This is a genomic window from Kitasatospora sp. LaBMicrA B282, assembly GCF_050325825.1.
Lineage (GTDB): Bacteria > Actinomycetota > Actinomycetes > Streptomycetales > Streptomycetaceae > Kitasatospora.
The window spans coordinates 20,827-39,269 of sequence record NZ_JBNQTI010000063.1; the positions used below are offsets into that span (position 1 = coordinate 20,827).

General features: G+C 70.0%; 17 protein-coding genes and 1 pseudogene. 13 read left to right on the forward strand and 5 right to left on the reverse strand.

Annotated elements, in window-relative coordinates; genetic code table 11:
• From ACQRUO_RS19165 to ACQRUO_RS19175, 3 genes are all read left to right on the forward strand, one after another.
• Positions 1-796, forward strand: a 796-nt coding sequence (locus ACQRUO_RS19165; RefSeq protein ID WP_428317185.1) for a hypothetical protein, incomplete at its 5' end; no start/stop codon positions are given.
• A 34-nt stretch (positions 797-830) separates the two neighbouring features.
• Positions 831-1,139 carry a DUF1932 domain-containing protein gene (locus tag ACQRUO_RS19170; RefSeq protein ID WP_428317186.1) on the forward strand — a complete coding sequence of 103 codons (309 nt, stop codon included), beginning with the start codon at positions 831-833 and terminating at the stop codon, positions 1,137-1,139.
• Positions 1,140-2,020: 881 nt separating this feature from the next.
• Entirely contained in the window at positions 2,021-3,286 is a 1,266-nt protein-coding gene (locus ACQRUO_RS19175) for a hypothetical protein (RefSeq protein WP_428317187.1), read from the forward strand.
• A gap of 990 nt (positions 3,287-4,276) precedes the next feature.
• On the opposite strand, the gene ACQRUO_RS19180 is transcribed toward ACQRUO_RS19175, so the two are convergent.
• On the reverse strand, positions 4,277-4,753 hold the full coding sequence (locus tag ACQRUO_RS19180; RefSeq protein WP_428317188.1) for an AfsR/SARP family transcriptional regulator: 477 nt from the start codon (positions 4,751-4,753) through the stop codon (positions 4,277-4,279).
• 444 nt (positions 4,754-5,197) lie between these two features.
• Between ACQRUO_RS19180 and ACQRUO_RS19185 the strand changes: the two genes are divergently transcribed.
• The 5 genes from ACQRUO_RS19185 (at position 5,198) to ACQRUO_RS19205 (ending at position 10,058) form a co-directional block, all read left to right on the forward strand.
• Complete coding sequence (locus tag ACQRUO_RS19185; protein WP_428317189.1) at positions 5,198-5,362, forward strand: hypothetical protein; 165 nt, start codon at positions 5,198-5,200, stop codon at positions 5,360-5,362.
• 86 nt (positions 5,363-5,448) lie between these two features.
• Positions 5,449-6,795, forward strand: coding sequence for a radical SAM protein (locus ACQRUO_RS19190; protein WP_428317190.1), 1,347 nt, complete (start codon positions 5,449-5,451; stop codon positions 6,793-6,795).
• 182 nt (positions 6,796-6,977) lie between these two features.
• Positions 6,978-7,559, forward strand: a complete 582-nt coding sequence (locus ACQRUO_RS19195) for a hypothetical protein (RefSeq protein ID WP_428317191.1) — start codon at positions 6,978-6,980, stop codon at positions 7,557-7,559.
• Positions 7,556-8,818, forward strand: a complete 1,263-nt coding sequence (locus ACQRUO_RS19200; protein WP_428317192.1) for an MFS transporter — start codon at positions 7,556-7,558, stop codon at positions 8,816-8,818. Before ACQRUO_RS19195 ends, ACQRUO_RS19200 begins: the two co-directional genes overlap by 4 nt.
• A gap of 61 nt (positions 8,819-8,879) precedes the next feature.
• Entirely contained in the window at positions 8,880-10,058 is a 1,179-nt protein-coding gene (locus tag ACQRUO_RS19205; protein WP_428317193.1) for a glycosyltransferase, read from the forward strand.
• 293 nt (positions 10,059-10,351) lie between these two features.
• Here the strand turns inward: ACQRUO_RS19205 and ACQRUO_RS19210 are convergent.
• A protein-coding gene (locus ACQRUO_RS19210; protein WP_428317194.1) for an IS5 family transposase occupies positions 10,352-11,241 on the reverse strand; the annotation gives its coding sequence in 2 pieces (ribosomal slippage) (positions 10,352-10,893 and positions 10,893-11,241; 891 coding nt in all).
• 320 nt (positions 11,242-11,561) lie between these two features.
• On the opposite strand from ACQRUO_RS19210, the gene ACQRUO_RS19215 reads away from it, so the two are divergent.
• Positions 11,562-12,575 (forward strand): GNAT family N-acetyltransferase, encoded by a 1,014-nt coding sequence (locus ACQRUO_RS19215; RefSeq protein ID WP_428317195.1) that lies wholly within the window; start codon positions 11,562-11,564, stop codon positions 12,573-12,575.
• 151 nt (positions 12,576-12,726) lie between these two features.
• On the opposite strand, the gene ACQRUO_RS19220 is transcribed toward ACQRUO_RS19215, so the two are convergent.
• Positions 12,727-14,010 carry an MFS transporter gene (locus ACQRUO_RS19220; RefSeq protein WP_428317196.1) on the reverse strand — a complete coding sequence of 428 codons (1,284 nt, stop codon included), beginning with the start codon at positions 14,008-14,010 and terminating at the stop codon, positions 12,727-12,729.
• Positions 14,011-14,133: 123 nt separating this feature from the next.
• Here ACQRUO_RS19220 and ACQRUO_RS19225 point away from each other — a divergent pair, with 123 nt between their 5' ends.
• A complete protein-coding gene (locus tag ACQRUO_RS19225; RefSeq protein ID WP_428317197.1) occupies positions 14,134-14,649 on the forward strand; it encodes a CGNR zinc finger domain-containing protein in 516 nt (171 codons plus the stop codon).
• A gap of 407 nt (positions 14,650-15,056) precedes the next feature.
• Here ACQRUO_RS19225 and ACQRUO_RS19230 read toward each other — a convergent pair whose 3' ends face one another.
• Positions 15,057-15,239 carry a hypothetical protein gene (locus ACQRUO_RS19230; protein ID WP_428317198.1) on the reverse strand — a complete coding sequence of 61 codons (183 nt, stop codon included), beginning with the start codon at positions 15,237-15,239 and terminating at the stop codon, positions 15,057-15,059.
• 326 nt (positions 15,240-15,565) lie between these two features.
• On the reverse strand, positions 15,566-16,561 hold the full coding sequence (locus ACQRUO_RS19235; RefSeq protein WP_428317199.1) for a LuxR C-terminal-related transcriptional regulator: 996 nt from the start codon (positions 16,559-16,561) through the stop codon (positions 15,566-15,568).
• 162 nt (positions 16,562-16,723) lie between these two features.
• Here ACQRUO_RS19235 and ACQRUO_RS19240 point away from each other — a divergent pair, with 162 nt between their 5' ends.
• The 3 genes and pseudogenes from ACQRUO_RS19240 to ACQRUO_RS19250 form a co-directional block, all read left to right on the forward strand.
• Positions 16,724-17,080, forward strand: a complete 357-nt coding sequence (locus ACQRUO_RS19240) for a hypothetical protein (protein WP_428317200.1) — start codon at positions 16,724-16,726, stop codon at positions 17,078-17,080.
• A 146-nt stretch (positions 17,081-17,226) separates the two neighbouring features.
• Complete coding sequence (locus tag ACQRUO_RS19245) at positions 17,227-17,370, forward strand: hypothetical protein (protein WP_428317201.1); 144 nt, start codon at positions 17,227-17,229, stop codon at positions 17,368-17,370.
• 145 nt (positions 17,371-17,515) lie between these two features.
• Positions 17,516-18,443, forward strand: a pseudogene (locus tag ACQRUO_RS19250) (hypothetical protein); the annotation flags it as partial.

The window sequence follows — 18,443 nt, forward strand, 5'->3', positions numbered from 1 at the left end:
TGGCAACTGGCAGACCCAGGACTGGGGCGGCAACCTCGCAGGGGATCCGACGGGCTACTTCTCCAACAACAACGGTGGCCAGACCGACGTCTTCGGTCGGACCTCGACTGGGACACTGATGCACTGGTTCTGGAACCCGAGCCTGGGTGGCGGCAACTGGCAGACCCAGGACTGGGGCGGCAACCTGACGGGGACTCCGACGGCCTTCTACTCCAGTGCCAACAGTGGTCAGACGGATGTGTTCGGTCGGACGTCGGCGGGGACGTTGATGCACTGGTTCTGGAACCCGAGCCTGGGTGGCGGCAACTGGCAGACCCAGGACTGGGGCGGCAACCTCGCAGGGGATCCGACGGGGTTCGCGTCGAACACCAACGGTGGTCAGACAGATGTGTTCGGCCGGACGTCGGCTGGGACGTTGATGCACTGGTTCTGGTACCCCGGCCTGGGCGGCGGTAACTGGCAGACGCAGGACTGGGGCGGCAGCCTGACGGGGACGCCGACGGCCTTCTTCTCCAGTGTCAACGGTGGCCAGACCGACGTCTTCGGTCGGACGTCGGCTGGCACGCTGATGCACTGGTTCTGGAACCCGAGCCTGGGCGGTGGTAACTGGCAGACCCAGGACTGGGGCGGCAACCTCGCCGGCAACCCAACGGGCTACTTCTCCAACAACAACGGTGGCCAGACCGACATCTTCGGTCGGACGTCGGCGGGGACGCTGATGCACTGGTTCTGGAACCCGAGCCTGGGTGGCGGCAACTGGCAGACCCAGGACTGGGGCGGCAACCTGACCTCCTGACCCGACCTCCCGTCAGCACGACAGTCTGCGCGTCTTGCGGTTCCCGCTCTGGGGGCTGCAAGACGCGCAGGCCGTTCCCGTCTCACAGCAGGGGGCGCCAGTAGTACCAGAACGGCGCCCCGCCCGGCTGCCGCGCCGCGGGGCAGGGTCTGGACGACACGGCGGTCGCGCCTGGCGCTGGGCCTCCGAACTCGAGGAAGCCGCCGACACGGTGCGGGCAGCCGGCCTGCCCGACGACGTGCTGCGCGCGGTCGCGGACACGCTCCGTCGCTGCGCCCCGGCGAAGGACGACGCCAGTTTGTCGCCGCTGGAAGCCCTGGACCTGCTGCGGGACTCAGCGTGAGTCACGGCTGCCTGGCGCACTCTCAGGCCTTCGCGCCGCCAGATCGACACGGACAGTGGGGATTTGGGTGCAGCGTGCTTCGAAGAGGTACGCTGACCCCGTCCATGGTCCACAACGAAGTTCGCCGCCCGGACCTTAGGCAAGTCCGGACGGCGTCGAAGTGGGCCGGCGCCCCCTGCAAGGGGCCCAACCCGTGGTCGTACCTAACCCAAGAGGTGACGACGTGATTCAGGGTACCCGTACCCTCACCACGACACACGCACGGCACCCCGCCGTTGACGCGACCGATCGCGAGTCGCTCCGGCGGGGTGCCGTCGTGTCTGCATGCAGATACACCTCGCCCCCGGAGGGGGTCGAGATGACGTAGCCGTCGCTGGGCGGCGCAACGCCGCCGCCGACCGCTGCTGGTGACGCCAATCACCAGGCCTAGCGGCCCCGACTTCACCGTTCGCCTGAGCGCCAACTCGACGAACGGGGGCCAGATCTCCGGCGCCAACCGGGATCCGGCAATTTCAGGTTCTCGCCGAACCACACACGCCCCGATAGGGCGCTTTCGCATACCTTCATAGAAGGAGGCTGCTGCCATTTTGCAGCACCGCTGTGCGGGCTGCCAGTGTCCGCAGGTCCGCGGCGTCGTCGCCGACGTCGCGCAGCCTGGCCCACCTGGCCCACCCGCTGATCGTTCCGTGTGCGCGGAGTCCGCCTCCTGCCTGCCCTGCCAAGGGTCTCGCGCAACCGCTGGAAGCGAGGGCGAGCCGACGCGCCGTCACATCAGTGTGACGCAAATCACTCTTCCGGGTGACGCCGAACGGACGGCTGACGCCTCGTCGGATCCACCCCCGACCGTTCCTGCCCAGCGATCCGCCGCACCGGGGGGATCGGTGTGGGCGCCGCCGGAGCACCACCTGGCGTCGGGTACCTCCGGCCGCGCCGCACGGGACGGCTACAGCTGGCGACAGGCCGCGCACTGGGTCCACGGCGCCGGCCTCCACGCCCCGACCCACGGTCCGCGGTTCGGCGAGACCACGCTGAGCCTGGTCGAAGTGCTCGCGGAGCTGACCCCGTGCCGACCGAGCATCAGCTTCCTGATGCGCAAGCTCGGCTGCAGCCGGCGGACCGTGCAGTACCACCTGGAGATCCTGCGCTCGACCGGCCTGCTCGCCTGGCGCTCGATCGGCACCCGACTGCCGATGATGCCGGGTCAGCAGCGGGTCACCTGCCTTGCCTCGGAGTACGAGCGCCTCATCCCCCGCTCCTACGACCAGGCCCTCGGGATCCGCACCGCGGGCGAGGGCCTGGAGCGCCGCATGACCGGCATCTCGGACGAGGGCCGGCGCCTGATCGCGGCCCTCGGCAAGAAGGCCACAGGCACCCGGCGGCGCACCCGTCGTCCCCGTCACCGCACCCGCACCGGACGGGCCGCCAACTCCCCGCGTTGCACCCCAATGGAGGGTGGTACCACCCACTGCGTGGGCTCTTCCTCCGTGGGTGATCAAAAGACTACGGGCAGGGCCCGTGACTCGAAGCCCAGCACCGGAAACCAGCAGCGACCGAAGCGACGCACAGTGCTGGACCAGGTCGTCACCGCGGCGATGCTGTCGGCCGCAGACCAGCTCGCCCGCACCGCCTACCAACGCGTGCCCTGGGTCCGCCGCGCCTCCCACGACCAACTGCGCTGGGTCCTGAACGACCTCGCGACCCGCGGCTGGACCGAGCAGCAGACCATGACCTGGCTCGCCGAGATCGCAGCCCACTACGGCAACGCCGGCCTCCTCTGGCGCCCCGAACGACCACACGCCCTCATCGCCCACTCCCTCCGCCAGGAAGCGGATCAGGCTGCCCACGACCTCGAAGCAGTGGCCCAGTCAGAAGCTGCAGTGCGTCCGAACGAGGCGTTCACCAGGGTCCTCACCGAGCTACGAGCCGCCGAGCGCGCTGACCCGATCGACGGGCCGCTGAACGAGGAGGTCACCGACGATGAGCTCCGGCTGCTGCGCAAGACGGTTTGGTACGACTGGAAGCAACACCGCGGCACCGCCCAGTTCGAGATCATCGAGCGAGAACTCGGCCCGTCCATGACCCAACGGATCTTCGGCCCAGCGCTCTACCACCACCTACGTAGCTACCTCAGCGGCCAGCCAGCGTGAGCATCCGGTGGAGTTCTGTCTGCGGGCATCTCGGCCGATCGCCTACTGCGACCGAGGCGGTTCCATGCGCCGCCCGGCGGTTGACGTCGGTGCTACCGCGCGTCCAGAAACGGAGTCCTCGCCAGTGCTCTGCACGAGTAGCACGCCGACGGCGGGGGCTGCCGTGGGCGGTCCGGTCGCCGACATCAGCGGCCTGCGATGACCGACTTCGATATTGTCTGCCCTCCCAGATCGACCCGGGTGGCACCTCTGCGGCGCTCAGGAATCGGGGTCCTGGTCCTACGGACGGAAACCGGGGCTTCTGTTGAACGGGCTTTCCTCTGGGCCGGATTCGGATCTGGGAGACGGACAGGAGACGGTGAGGAGATGGAGCGGAGATGGCGGAGGGGCAATCTGTTTCCCGGCGGTCGCGTCTGCTCCGCCCCGATCGAATCCCGTGAAAGGGGAACGCCATGAAGAAGGCGCTGAACACCACGAAGACCGACCACGACACCACCGTTTCCGGCCTGGGCAACGGCATCTGCTTCTGACGTGTCGTAGTTCGGTGTTGCGGCTGCGCTGCTCCAGTTCGTAGCCGTCGCCCTTGAGTCGTCCAACAGGTGTTTGTGGTCGACTGGTCGCGTGGCTGCGGTGGCTTTGAGCCGCAGCCACGCGCAGGCCCGGCCTAATCCAATGGCCGATTGACATCGTGTATGTGAATTGCCCTGGTGGAAGAAGACCTGTCTTCTTCCACCAGGGCAATTCACATTTCTGGGGGCCTGCCGCTAGTGGCAGGCCCCCAGAAGGATTCGTCTCAGCCGCAGGCGAGGTTCGAGACGGTGGTGTCGGTCCTGGTGGTGTCGGCCTTCGCGGTGGAGACGGTTGTCCGGAGAGCGGTCTTCACGGGTGGGTCCTTTTCAGTTCTTGGGACGGTGGGATCCAACGTCGGTTCTTCGGCGCCGGGGCTGCGCGGACGTGGTGGTCACCGGGTGGCGCGGGGCGGGGCGCCTGTCAGGCTGCAGTCGACAGGGCTGCGGGGCGGGCACGCAGCAGAGCGGCCATGGCGGGGCTGGGCCGGATGCCGAGTTCGTCGTCGAGGAGTTGCTCGAAGCGTTCGTAGCGGAGGTGGGCGGTGGCGATCTCGCCGCAGCGGAGCATGGCTTCGAGGGCGAGGCGGCGGGGGGCTTCGCGCCAGGGGTCGGCGGCGGCCGCGATGTCTGCAATCTCGACGGCCAGGTCCAGCTCGCCGGCTTCGAGGCACGCGGCGGAGAGGTCTTCGAGTGCGCGGACGCGGCAGTTTGTCCAGTGTTCCCGGATCGGTGCGAGCCATTCCTCGTCCCAGGCCGGGAGCAGGGGCTGGGCGAAGGCGGCGGCCCACTGCACAGCGGTGTTGCGCAATGCGGTCGTGGTGGCGGAGCGCCAGGGGCGGTTGTCGTGGAGGCGGCGTGCGCTCAGGTAGTCGACCTCGACGGTGGGGGAGAGAGTCACGAAGCCAGCGGTCGCTCGGAGCAGGAGTTCGTCGGTGCTGCGGTTGACGCGCCACAGGCCCTGGCGTAGGCGGGCACCGGCACGTTCGGTAGGTAGGTCGGGCCACAGGCGGGCCGCGAGGACCTCGCGCGGTACCGGTCGTGCTGCCGTGGCGACCGCGGTGATGAGTCTTTGGCCCGAGGTTGCGATGCAGCGCTCCCCCGAGACGCCGCGACAGCCGAACTCCGGTAGGAGTGTGAGCGTGTTTTGCACTGTTTGACCTCCGTTGTGCATGTCGGTCCCCCTACGACGATGCAAGGTGTGCCCCCTACGTTGCACAGTGCGACCGGCTTTACGCAAGCAGCTTTGCGCAAATTCCCTTGCTGACCGCCCTGTTTGTACATGGTCATCCGAGATGTTCGCCTGACCCACTGACACAACCGGTTCGTTGGTGTGGAGACGGTCGTGAGACGCCGTGGAGACGCCCACCCTCCAGGGTTGTTCCAACGGCGCAACCGCGCCGCTGCGATCCCATCCGAAAGGGGCCATGCCATGAAGCAGGCGCTCAACACCACCAAGACCGAGCACGACACCACCGTCTCGGGCCTGGGCAACGGCATCTGCGGCTGACGCAGCCGGCGGAACCGCTCATTGAGGGGGCTGTGGCCGGCATCGGCTGCAGCCCCCCTCACGGACGTGAACGAGAAGAGGACTCGATGAGTCAGAAGGTCAGCCGGTATGTCGCCTTCGGTGACCGCGCCTACCGCGACGCGGACGGCGACGTCGTGCAGCTGCTCTACGCAACCCGCAGCGGCCAGATCCTCCCGCTCACCGAGGAGGTCGCAGGCCTGCTGCGCGGCGGCCGGATCGATGCTCTGGACGACGAGGTGCGCCAGGCCCTGACGCAGGCCCAGGTCCTCGTCGAGGCCGGGAGCGACGAGCTCGCCGACCTGCTGGCCGAGAGCAGGGCCGCGGCCGCCGACCGATCGACCCTGACCTACTCCCTGCTCCCCAGCTCCTACTGCAACATGGGGTGCACCTACTGCGGGCAGTCGCACGAGAAGAAGCGACTGGAGGCCAACCACCGCGACGCCGTGGTGCGGCGGGTCACCAACGGCATCTCCCGCCCCGGCACCAAGGCCGTCAAGGTCGGCTGGTTCGGCGGCGAGCCGATGGCGGGCTACCCCGTCATCCGCGAGCTCTCCCGCCCGCTCATCGCCGCCGCCGACGAGCACGGCGTCGGCTACAGCGCCCGCATCATCACCAACGGCTCCCTGCTCACCCTGGAGCGTCTGAAGGTCCTGCACCACGAGTGCCGGGTCGTCCACGCGGAGATCACCCTCGACGGGCCCCAGCACATCCACGACGTCCACCGGCCGCTGAAGAACGGCAAGGGCTCCTTCAAGCACATCGTGCGCGTCATCCAGCAGGCGCTGTCCGAACCGGACCTGGCTGGCCTGACCATCGGGCTGCGCACCAACGTCAGCCGCGACAACGCGCCCTACGTCGAGGAGTACCTGCGGTACATGGCGCAGGCCGGCATGGCACGCGACCAGGTCATCTTCAGCCTCCATGAGGTCCACTCCTGGGGTAACGACGTGAGCGAGATGCAGCTGGCCCACGCCCGCTTCGCCGACCAGGAGCTGGCGTGGATGAGGCTGATGACCGAGCTGGACCTGCGTTTCCAGACGCTGCCCAACCAGCCCAGGCCCACCGTGTGCGTCGCCGTGACCCAGTCGGCCGAGATCGTCAGCAGCACCGGCAGCGTGTTCTCCTACAGCGAGCACCCGCTGGTGCCGGAAGCGGAACAGAACCGTGCGCTGGGCCGTGTGGAGGACCTGCCGGTCCATGAGGTCAGGCCGCGCGGTGAGTTCGACGGCTGGTACGACAGTGTCGAAAAGGGCGAGCACTCCCCGTGCAACCGCTGCCTCTTCTTCCCGGTCTGCGGCGGCTTCTGCCCCAAGCAGTGGACCGAGGACACGGTCACCTGCCCCTCGTACAAGAGCAACCTGCAGGGCCGCCTGGACGTGACCGCCATGCTCAACGACATGGAGCCCGTCTGATCCCCCGGCGATGATGCCCCGTGCTCCGACCGGCCAGAAGTCCTGACAATCACCATATGTGACGGAACGTCAGGAATCCTGCACGACCGCGGCGCCCTGTGCGCCGGAAGCGAGAAGCCATGCCCCAGAAGATGCGTAAGATTTCTTGTGCAAAATCCCTTGCGCGGCCTACCCTCACAGGCATGGTGAACGACCCCGGCACAGCCCCGATCAGCGACCTCCAGACGCTGCGCGCCATGACTCACCCCCTGCGGTGGCGCCTGTACGAACTGCTCCTTACCAACGGCCCCTCCACCGCCTCCCGCCTCGGCCAGATCGTCGGCGCGACCCCCGGTCATCTGAGCTACCACCTGCACGAGCTGGCCAAGTACGGCTATGCCACTGAGGCCCCCGAGCTTCAGCAGGACGGTCGGGAGCGGTGGTGGAAGGCGGTGGCGGGAGGTATCCGCTGGTCCTCCGACAGCCTCCCGGACACGGAAGCCGGCCGTGAAGCCGAGCGGCGCATCGAGCAGCTGATGTTCAACCGCCAGCACGAGCGGCTCCAGGCCTGGTGGGACCACCGCAAGGAAGCCCCCGAGGCCTGGCAGCACGCGGCATTCAGTACCGATGCGGTCGCCTCCCTCACCTCGGGCGAACTCGAACAGATGGCCCAGGAGCTCCAGGCCGTCATCTCCAAGTGGTGCAGCCACGGCCGCCAGGCCGAAGACTCCGGTGACCGCCGCCCGGTCTTCGTGTTCGCCCACGCCTTCAAGGAGTGCACATGACCGCCGCCGCGCCCGCACCGCACCGCGGCCGCATCCGCGGCTACGTCACCGGCTACACCTTCTCGATGGCCGGCGACCAGATCTGGCTCACCGCACTGGGCTGGTCCGCCGCCCAACTCGGCAAACCGATCCTGGCCGGTGTGGTCCTCGGCGCCGGCACCATCCCCCGGGCCCTGCTCATGCTCCTCGGCGGCAGCCTCGTGGACCGCCACGGCATCAGGCGCCTGGCACTGGCCACCCAGAGCGCCCGCGTCCTGGCCATGGCCGGCGCCACCGCCGCAGCAGTCGTCGCACCCCACGCCTGGCTCCCGCTCCTGCTCGTCGCTCTCGTCTTCGGCGCCATCGACGCCATCAACGTCCCCGCGCTCAGCGCCGCCCCGGCCCTAATGGCCCCACCCGACCAGCTGCCGCGCATCACCGGCATCCTGCAGACCGCCCAGCGCCTGGCCACCGTCGCCGGCGCACCGGCAGCCGGCTTCCTGATCGCCGCAGGCGGCACCGCCGGCGGCACCGCAGCCTGCGCCGCCCTGTTCGCCGTCGCCCTGGCCGCACTCCTCGCAGCCAGGCTGCCCGACCAGCCCGAGCCGGCCGAACAGTCCGCCGCCGGAGCCAAGGGCGGCATCCGCTACATCCTCGGCCGGCCGGTCCTGACCATCCTGATCGTGACCATCGCCTGCCTGAACTTCACCATCCTGGGATCGTTCAACGTCGGCCTTCCCCTCCTGGTCCAACACCACCACTGGAGCGCAGGCACGTACGGCCTCATCGAAGGAGGGTTCGGCGCCGGCGCCGTCGTGGGAGCCATGGCGGTGGCACTGCGCCGCCCCACCCGCCGTCCCGCGGTCACCGGACTCGCATGGATCGCCGCCCAGATCCCCCTGCTGGTCGCCGTCGGCTACCTCGGCTCTCCAGCCGCCGTCGCCGTAGCCGCCGCCGGCGTCGGCCTGATCCTGGGCCCCGCCAGCGCCCTGCTCATCGGCCTTATCCAGGCCACCGCCGACGCGTCCTATATCGGCCGGGTCATGAGCACCGTCAGCTTCACCTCCGTCGGACTCACCCCCATCTCCTACCTGCTCTTTGCCACGCTCGCCCGCACCACCAGCGTCAGCACCGCCTTCCTCACCAACGGCGTTCTCGAAGTCGCGGTCGTCACCATCGCGCTGGCCAACACCTCGCTGCGAGGCGCCCGCCTCCCTCGAACCGACGAACCGGAGGCGACAGCGGAGCCGGCCAGCACACCGCAGCCCGCGACGACCTGAGCAGAAGACACCGTCAACCGAACCGACCACGCGACGCCGCTGTCTCCCGAAGGACACATCCATGAGAATCCTCTTGTGCCCGTTCAGCGACCCGGGCTACCTGTACCCGACCATCGCCGTCGGGATCGAACTGCAGCGACGTGGGCACCAGGTCTTCCTTCTCGGACGCGAATCCGCCCAAGCAGCGGCCACCAGTGCGGGCCTGCCTCTGATCCCGGTCGCGGACCGCGGCATGGGCACCATGTCGGTCCGTCTCTGGTTCCGCCGTCAGCGCGACCAGTACCAGACGGTCCGCAACGTTGCCCGTGACCTGCAGCCGGACCTGATCGTGACCTCGGTACTGTGTCACGGAAGCCTGCTGGCGGCCGAAACCCTCGACATCCCGGCCGTCGTCCTCGGCCTCACCGCCCACCTGTGGAACTACCGTGCCGGTGCCGAGGACGAACCTGAGCTCCCCACCCGCCGGCACTGGCGGACCCAGGAGACGCTGCGTTTCTACCACAACGCCCGCTCCGAGGCCGCCCTGCCCGCGTGCAGTGACGCCACCGCCAGCCGGGCCCTGCTCGGCGCGGCCTTCCTCCTGCGCGGGGCCCCCGCCTTCGAGTACCCCGGGGCACAGCTACCCGACGGTGTCCACCACGTCGGCCCCTGCCCGTGGGAGCCGCAACCCGACCCCGAAGCCCTCGGCCAGGTTGAGCGCTTCGAATCCCGCAGCGACAAACCCCTGGTCTACGTCCACCTCGGCCGAAGCTTCCAAGGCGTCGAACTCTGGCCGAGGCTGAACGCCGCCTTCACCGACACCCCGTTCCGCGCCGTCGTCGAACTCGGCCGCTCCGACGAACCGACGGCCGACCCGCGCGCCGACATCCTGACCGTCCAACTGCCCTGGATGGCCCCCTTGATCCAGAAGTCACGCCTTGTCATCAGCAGCGCCACCTCGGCGTCAGTACTGAGCGCCCTGACCCACGGACGTCCACTCCTGGTGGGCCCCGCCGGCTCCGAGCAGCCGCTCCTGGCCGAGGCGTGCACGCGAGCCGGAGTGGCCCGCCACCTTCCTGAGGACGCGAGCCCCGAGATCCCCCGCGCTCTCGCCGAGGCCCTTCACGACGAGGGACTGCACCGCAGGGCCCAAGCCCTTGGGCACAGCCTCCGGCGCGCCGGGGGAACGACCCTGGCCGCCGACCACATCGAACACGCAGCCGGCACGAGGACCACGGTTCCGGTCCTCGCCGCCCGATGAACCTCATCGCGAGCAGCCCCGTCGCTGATGGCCTGCTCGGAACATGGACCCACGACAGCCGTCACCTCGTCACGATGCTGACCACACCTGCTGGCTCCCCACTGACGAAACCCAGCAGCACCGGCCAGGCCGACCCGGCCGATGAGACACCAGCACCAGCGCAAGCGGAAGACGGTCGTTGCTGAGCGTACCGACGCACCTGCTCCTGCTGGGCCCGGCGCAGCGTGCTCCAATCTGTGCAGCGGGGCGCGGTTGCATGCTGCCCCTCGGCCTAAGGGCTGTCTGACAAATGATCACCTGGCTGGTTCGCGGAGCCAGAGGATCAGGGAGGCCAGGACGACTCCGGCGCGGTAGCGGTCGGCGAGCTTGTCGAACCTGGTCGCGATCGCACGGAACTGCTTGAGGCGGGCGAAGCATCGTTCGACCACGTTGCGGTCGCGGTGGAGGACCCGGTCGAATGTGGGTGGCCGGCCGCCGAGGCGCCCTCGGCGCCGGCGGTTGGCGGCCTGGTCGCGTCGTTCGGGGATCGTGGCGGCGATGCCCCGGCGCCGCAGCAGGTGGCGGATCGCCCGGCTCGAACAGGCCTTGTCGCCCAGCACGCGATCCGGCGTGGTGCGCGGGCGCCCCGTGTCGGCGCGCGGGATGCGGATCCCGTCGATGACCTGCCCGAACGCGGTGGCGTCGTTGATGTTCGCGGGCGTGAGCACGATCGACAGCGGCAGTCCGCGGCCGTCGACGGCGAGGTGGACCTTGGTGGTCAGCCCGCCTCGGGACCGGCCGAGGGCCTGGCGCGTCTGCGAGCGGCCCCGATCTTCCAGTTCGTCCCCTACTGCAGCCCCTTTTTGCGGGCGCCGGCCGCGTGCTGGTGGGCCCGGTTGACCGTGGAGCCGACGGCAACCGTCCACTCCACCCGGCCCACCGCGTCGTCGCGGACCTGGACGTGCTCCAGCAGCTTGGCCCAGGTGCCGTCCGACTCCCAACGAGCGAACCGCTCGTAGACGGTCTGCCACGGCCCGTACCGTTCCGGGAGGTCACGCCACGGAGCCCCGGTCCGCAGCCGCCACAGCACACCGTTGACCACCTGCCGATGATCACGCCAGGGACGGCCACGCCCGTCCACCTGCGGCAACAAGGGCTCTATTCGCTCCCACGCCGCGTCCGTCAACTCGCCTCGACCCGCCACAAGATCAATTATCAGACACGCTTTAGCGGCCGCCGGTCTCCTGGCCCACCGCTGCGGGCTTTTCGCCTCGCGAGGCGAAAAGCCCGGTCGGACGACCCAGGGCCTACTGCTCCCGGTCGTGCCGCGGCAAGATCGACCGCCTCAAGGCCGGCCGGCACCCGCTCGGCATCACCGACGCGCTGCGGTGCCGGCTGATTGCCCTCCTGGAGTGAACCGAGACCGGCTCCCCACCACCGCCCGGGAAGTTGACACACTGCCAACAAGCAATCTTGACCCTGTCCGGCCAGGACCCTAGCGTCTGCAGCCGAAAGGCAGGCCTCATGTTCAGCATTCCTGTCGACGACGATCTGACCCTGGTGCTCGCCGAGCCGCACCTTGCCGAGGAGGTCACTGCCCTCGTCGCTCGCAACCGGCGGCACCTGGCCCGGTGGGAGCCGTGGGCCGAGGCCGCGCCCGCCGTCGACCGGATGCGTGCCTTCCTCGGCAGTTGCCTCGAGAACTTCGCGCGGGGCAGCCAGATCCAGACCTACATCCGCCACCGCGGACGGCTCGCCGGCGGCTGCGGTCTGCGGATCGACGCGGAGACGGGCACCGCCGCCCTGGGGTACTGGCTCGACGAGGACAGCCAGGGGCAGGGCATCGTCACCCGGGCGGCCCGGGCCCTGCTCGCCATGGCCATCACCGAGCGCCGGATCACGAAGGTCGAAGCCGTCGCCGTCGCGACCAACACCCGCAGCCGGGCCGTCGCCGAGCGCCTCGGCTTCAGCTACCTCGAAACCCTCCCACAGGCAGCGGTCTTCACCGATCGCCGCGAGGACAAGGTGCGCTACGTCCTGGACGCCGAGGCGTTCCGCGCCGCCGGCGCGCCCAGCGTCGCCGTCCGGCGCGCCCGGTCCGCGGACATCCCGGACCTGGTCGAGTGCAGCGCCGCCCTGTTCCTGGAGGACGCGGGAACGCACGACCCGGGCGTCGACACGAACTGGCCCCGCAAGCACGGTGCGCAGCGCTTCGCCGAGACGCTCGACGACCCGACCCGGCTGCTGCTGGTAGCCGAGGCGGGGGACACGGTCGTCGGCCACCTGACCGCGCAGACGAGCGACGGCACCCCGATGCGGCCCGCGAAGACGGCCACCCTGCTCAGCCTGTACGTGCATCCGTCCCACCGAGGACACCGCACCGGCACCGAACTTGTCGAGGCCTTCCTGACCTGGGCCCGGAACTCGGGCGCCGCCCGGGCATCGGTCACCGCCTACGCCGCCAACACCGGCGCCATCCGCTGCTACGAGCGCACCGGATTCACCCCGAGGTCCCTCACACTCGATCAGGACCTGTAGGCCCAGGCCCATCCCGGGCCGCGGGGACCGGGAAGGCGCCAGACGACGGGCTCTTGCCTCGTCCGCCGGTGGTGCGCAGCCGCCGCAGCCGACCGCCTCGACCTGGTACAGGCGGCCCGGCTGGCGGGCGGCGCCGACGTCGTCGGGCGGCTCACTGGACTGTCTGCGGTGTGGCCTTCAGCCAGCTGACCGGTGAGGCCGCCACCGCGCTGACCAGCAGCGCGGAGCCGACCGCGATCCCGGTCAGCGCGGTGTGGGTGCCGAAGGCGCCGGCCAGGTACCCGCCGAGCAGGCCGCCCAGCGAGCCGCCGCCGAAGAGCAGCGTGCGGAACGCGGCGTTCATCCGGCCCATCAGCGCAGCGGGGGTGGCCCCCTGACGCAGGCTGACCATCACCACGTTGGCGATGCCCAGACCCAGGTAGCTGAGGAAGAAGGCGGCCACGAAGAAGGCCAGCAGCACCGGGCGGGAGCCGGCGGCGAACGGGATCAGCAGCGGGCCGGTGAAGATGAGGCTCATCGAGAGGGCGTAGGCCCGCCCGGTGGGCAGGCGCTTGAGCACCGCGCCGGACACGCTCGCGCCCACCAGGCCGCCGACCGAGGAAGCGGAGAAGACCAGGCCGACCAGGCCGGCCGGCAGGCCCTCGTCGCGGACGGCGTAGAGCAGGAAGAGGGTCCAGATCGAGACCATCGAGAAGTTGCAGAACGGCGCGATCACGGCCAGCGGTCGCAGTACCCGGTGGCCGAAGACGAACCGCAGGCCCTCGGCGATCTCCCGACCCAGGTGCCGCCGCTCGGCGGCGGGAGCCGGCTTCTCCTCCGGAGTGCGGATCATCAGCAAAGTGATGAGCGAGACCAGGTAGGAAGCGGCATCGACGACCAGACTGACGGGCGCGGTCAGCGCGCCGACCAGGGCACCGGCGATGCCGGGGCCGGCCACGTCGGTGGTCGAGGAGGTGACGCCGAGCTTCTGGTTGGCCTCCACGTAGTGCGCCTTGTCCTTGACCAGGGTGGGCACGAAGGACATCCAGCTGACGTCGAAGAGCACCGAGAAGATCCCGATCGCGCAGGCCAGGGCGAGCAGCAAGGGCATGGTCAGGTGGTGCGTGACGGCGAGCAGCGGGATCAGGCCGATCAGCACCAGCCGGGCCGCGTTGGCGGTGATCATCACCCGGCGGCGGCGCAGCCGGTCGACCAGGGCGCCGAAGACCAGGGCGAGGCCGAGGTAGGGGACCAACTGCAGGAAACGCAGCAGGCCGAGCTGCCCGGGGGTGGCGTGGAAGGCGGTGACCGCAGTCAGCGGCAGCGCGAGGGTGGTGACCTGGGTGCCCATCAGGGAGAGGGTCTCGCCGAACCAGAAGGTCAGGAACGCGCGGTTGCGCCAGAGTCCGCTGCGGGCGGCGGGTGCCGCGGTTGTGGTGGCGGTGGCGGTGGTCATCGGAACGGCCCCCCATGTTTCTAACGTTTGTCGTGCTGTCGATGCGTTAGATCATGGCAGCCGCTTCTAACGGTTGCAAGAGTGGCCTATCATTAGAATCTCTGGCCCTAGGGAGGAGCAGCGATGACGACGACCCAGAGCACGCCGCCGGCGATCGAGTTCGCCAACACGGTGGTGGCCAACCGGGGCAGAGTGCGCGATGGCCTGGACGACTGGCTGGCACGGAACGGACTGGTCGACGGTGGGCAGTTCCACCAGCTACGCGACGCAGTGCGCGCCCTGCTGGCCGCAGCCACCGGCGACAGCCCGTTCGCGGCCACGGACCTGGCGGTGGTGAACGCCGCCTCGGCCGCCGCCCCGTGCTGGCCGGTCCTGGCACCAGCCGCGAACGGGGAACTGGCAGTCCACGAGGAGTCCGCCGGCCCGGACCACACGGCCGAGCAGCTGGCAGCGCTCGCCCGCGACGCGGTACGGCTGCTCGGCGGCCCCCATCGCCCGGACCTGCGCGCCTGCCAGGGCCCGGGCTGCGTCCAGTTCTTCCTCAAGGACCACCCCCGCCGCGAATGGTGCGGCCCATCCTGCGGCAACCGAGCCCGAGCCGCCCGCCACTACGCCCGCCACCGCGAACAGACCGCCTAGCGATAGCCGTGCGCCCGGCCTACCGGAGCGCCAGTGCCGACGCGATCCTCTGTCACCCGATCGGCCACGCCGCCGTGCCGCGCCCCGGCTCGGGCAACCCCGCGGTGGGGTCGGTGCCCGGCTGCGCCACACCGGCCGGTTCCGACGCGCGCGGAAACCCGACTTCCGACGCAGGGCGAAACGATCGGGGCGGCCGGGACGGTTTCGCCCTGCGTCGAAACAGGTGCCGCCTGGGCGGGGACGAGGGGCCCGGTGTCGGTCGCTCGCGCCTGGGCAGGCCTCCTCGGACGCGGCTTGCCCAGCCCTCCACGCCTGGGCAAACCCCCCTCGACCGCCCGACGGCAAGCCCCTCTCGCGTGCACGGCACGCATGCACGCAGATGCGCGCGCGAGGCCCCGGCCCGCAGCTCATCTGATGTCGACGTCGGCCCATCGCAGGCCGGTGATGTCGGCGACCAGGCCGGTGGCACGGCGGCCGGCATCGCGGAAGTAGCGCTCCTGCAACCTGTCGGCCAGGCTCCGCTCCTGGGTCCGCGCAGTCGAGCCGGCGTCGAGGGCGGCGAACAGCCGGCTTGCGACGTCGCCGGGCAAGTCGGCGGGCCGGTCCCGAGCAGGTCAGGCGTTCCGGACCGCCCGACCCGTTGATCACTTCCCGGCACTACAGCGCCGAGATGGCCTTCGAGACGGCGCCGCACAGAGGGAACGTGAGGGTCCGTCGTGACGGAACGTCGCGCCGTTGACCGGGTGAACGGCCGGCCGCAGCCGCTGTTCAGTCTCCGAACAGCGCGGCCGTTCGGGGACTGAACGGCCCGGCGGGCCCGGCGCCGCAGCATTTCCACACCTCCGGCTCGCGCAGCCGGGCGCCGGTCCTGGTGACGAACAGCGGCCCGTCGGTCCGGGCGCCGGATCGCCGATCGTCAGGCCCGTACAGGGAGCCACCCCTGCTGGACCGCCCGCACGCCGAACTCGAAGCGGCTGCGTGCGCCGAGGCGCTCCATCAGGTCGTTGGCCACTCGTCGCGCGGTCCGGGCCGAGACGCCCAGCCGCTTGGCGATCGCGTCGTCGGTCAGGCCCTGGGCCAGCAGACGGACAACCGTGGTCTCCTGGCCGCTGAGTCCCTCCGCGCCCACGACGGTCTCCTGGCCGAAGGGCTCGGCGGCCGCCCAAACGTTCTCGAACAGCGCGCACAGCGCGGTCAGCGTCCCCTGCCCGGTGAGCACGACGGCACCGGCCCTGGTGTCCTGGCTGCTCACGGGGATCAGGGCGGCCTGCTGGTCGAAGAGGATCATCCGGGTGGGGAGTTCCGCGACGGTGCGCACCTGCCCGCCGAGCTCGGCGAGCCAGCTCACGTATGCCACGGTGGGCTGGCTGTTGCGCACGCTGTCCAGGTAGACGGTGCGCATCTGGATGCCCCGGCTCAGCAGATCCTGGTCGTGCGGCCGGGAGGCCGCGATGCTCTCGGGGCTGTGCCCGCCGCCGGGGGCGAAGGTCATGATCTCGCTGCGTAGGTCCCGGGCCAGGCTGGCGATCTTGTCGCGGATCTCGTCCAGACCCGTCAGCTGTTCGACTCCGGGCTGGGCGGTTGCCGGGCGCAGATCGGCGAACTCCGCGATCAGCTGTGCCGCCGCCGCGCGGGATGCCTTGATCCGCAGCTGTTGGGCCGCCAACTCGGCCTGCTGGCGGGCCATCAGCAGCTCCATGCCGACCTCGGGCGGCACCGCCCGCAACTGCCCGGCCCGCTCGTGGGAGGGGCGGATCAGGGCCAGCTCGCTGAGCAGGTCCAGGCTTCGTCGGACCTCATCCGGTGGCTGAGCGAGCCGTTCGGCCAGTGCCTGCACGCCGTCCTGGGGATGCGCGAGCATGCTCCGGTAGACGGCCTCGGCTGCGGCGTCCAGACCGAGTGCGGCCAGCATGACGTATTCCCCCGATGTGTGTGCTGATTTCGAAGCTTCGGTGATCCTTTCATCCATATGTGCGATCTGCCAGAGGTGCCGGTGGACGTTTCCGGCCAGTGCCGGAAACGTCCAGGATCTTCCCCTGTCAGCGGAGTCGGGCGTTTCGGCAGAGTTCGGGCCATGTATCTCATCCACGCAGCACTGCGCGCTCCCCGCCCCGGCGTGCCGCTGCCCGCCGACACCGTCGAACTGCTGTTCAGCGTCACGCGGCCGGACGAGCGCGTCGAGCACATCACCGTGCACGACCACGCGGATGCCGGAGCCGTCGTCGGCGTCTACCTGCTCGCGGACCAGCTGACCGAGGCGGAGGCCGTGGTGGCCGAGCTGTGCCGCCGCGCCGTCGCCACTGTCCCCGCCCTGCGCGACTGGACCGTGCCCCAGGTCGGTGCGCCGCTCGTCGCGCCCTTCTACGAACGGCTGCTGACCGCATCCGGCGCGCCTGGACGGAACCGGACAGGACCGTTTCCGTCCACCTGAAAGCTCTTCCACCGGCCCTGACCTGCGACGAAAGTAGTACTCGCCAGCCGGGAACACCGCCCGGACGGCAGACCGGAAAAGGCGTCAACCGCGGGGCGCCGAACCGGAATCCGACCCCGTCGCAGCTCCTCGCAAAGGACCTCACCATGCTTCGCACCTCGCACGCCAAGGCCGCCGCGGTCATCACCCTCGCCTTCGCCGTCCTGCTCCCGGCCGCTGCCGCGGCCCAGGCTGTCGCACCGAGCCAGCAGGTCGCTGCCGCCGCCCCGGCCAACACCATCTGGGACTGACCACCCGCCCCCCAGGGGCCTGGGCCCCACCCTGACCGTCGACCGGCTGCTCCTGCAGGGCAGCCGTCCGCCACCCGGGCGCGTCCACAGACTTCCGGCTTCATCCAGCCGAGCTCACCTTCAAAGCATCCTCAGGAGTACCACCATGTCCGCCAAGACCTCCCGCATCGCTCGTCTCGCCCTGACGGCCGCGATCGCCACGTCCGCCCTGGCCGGCTCGCTCGCCGTCGGCACCGCCGCCCACGCAGTGGGCAGCTCCAGCCAGGGCGGCCAGATCAGCCGCTCCGAGGTGCTGGCTCGGGCCCAGTCGTGGGTGAACGAGGGCGTTCCGTACAGCCAGAGCGCCTGGTACTCGGACAGCAACGGCTCCTACCGTCAGGACTGCTCGGGTTACGTCTCGATGGCCTGGCACCTCAACAGCAGCCTGGTCACCCAGACCCTGCCGGGCGTCTCCACCCAGCTCGGCAGCCTGGACGACCTCCAGCCCGGTGACGCGATGGACCGTTCCGACGGCGGCCGGTTCGACATCCACGTGGTCCTGTTCGCCGGCTGGGTGGACAGCGCGCACACCGCAGCCAACGTCTACACCGAGTCGACGTATGGCACCAACGCCGCGTACAAGACCTACAGCCGCGGATACCTCGACTCGGCAGGTTACGTGGGCCTGCGCTACAACAACATCATCGACGACCCGTCCGGCTCGCAGAACCTGCCCGACCCGGCCTCGCTGCCGACCGGAACCCTGGTGAAGTCGCCGAACAACGCGACGGTCAAGCTGATGATCAACGGCGTCGGGCTCACCGTGGCCGGCTCGGACGTCACCCCCGACGGCTACAACATGAGCAGTGTCGTGGTGGTGGACGAGGCGAAGTTCAACGCCCTGCCGAGCTCGCTGCCGGCTGGCACGGTGGTGCACGACCAGGCTGGTGGCGCGAACCGCTACGTGGTCGTCGGTGGTGCCGCGCTGCCGATCAGCAGCTCCGAGTGGACCGCGGACGGCTACAACACCCGGCCCGACATGGGCGTCCCCGGCAGCTGGCTGGCCTCCGCCCAGCAGGCCGCGCCGCCGACCG